1 protein-coding gene is annotated in these 499 nt (G+C 52.3%); it reads right to left on the bottom strand.

The window, feature by feature from the left end:
• Positions 1-40: 40 nt before the first annotated feature.
• Positions 41-418, bottom strand: a complete 378-nt coding sequence (locus EOS_RS42610) for a hypothetical protein (RefSeq protein ID WP_456151148.1) — start codon at positions 416-418, stop codon at positions 41-43.
• Positions 419-499: the final 81 nt, after the last annotated feature.

The raw sequence follows: 499 nt of genomic DNA on the forward strand, positions 1-499 counted from the left end.
GGCCATCCGCGCAAGAATGGATGGCCATTTCGATAAAGTTTTAAAACAGGCGGTTTAAACCGTTTAACGCAGCTACCCGATAGGCTTCCGCCATCGTCGGGTAGTTAAAGGTGGTGTTGACGAAGTACTCAATAGTGTTGCCGCCACCTTTCTGTTCCATAATCGCCTGACCGATATGAATAATTTCGGCAGCGCGCTCGCCAAAGCAGTGAATACCCAGAATCTCTTTTGTTTCCCGATGGAACAAAATTTTCAGCGTGCCCACGTTCATGCCGACGATTTGTGCGCGTGCCAGATGTTTAAACTGGGCGCGGCCCACTTCATATGGCACTTTCATTGCGGTCAGCTGCTGTTCGGTTTTGCCCACAGAGCTGATTTCCGGGATGGTGTAAATACCGGTAGGGATATCTTCAATCAGATGTGCGGTGGCTTCGCCTTTTTACCAGCGCCTGCGCGGCAATGCGCCCCTGGTCATAGGCCGCCGACGCCAGGCTCGGAT

It is taken from the genome of Caballeronia mineralivorans PML1(12), from assembly GCF_001028175.1.
Taxonomy (GTDB): domain Bacteria; phylum Pseudomonadota; class Gammaproteobacteria; order Burkholderiales; family Burkholderiaceae; genus Caballeronia; species Caballeronia mineralivorans.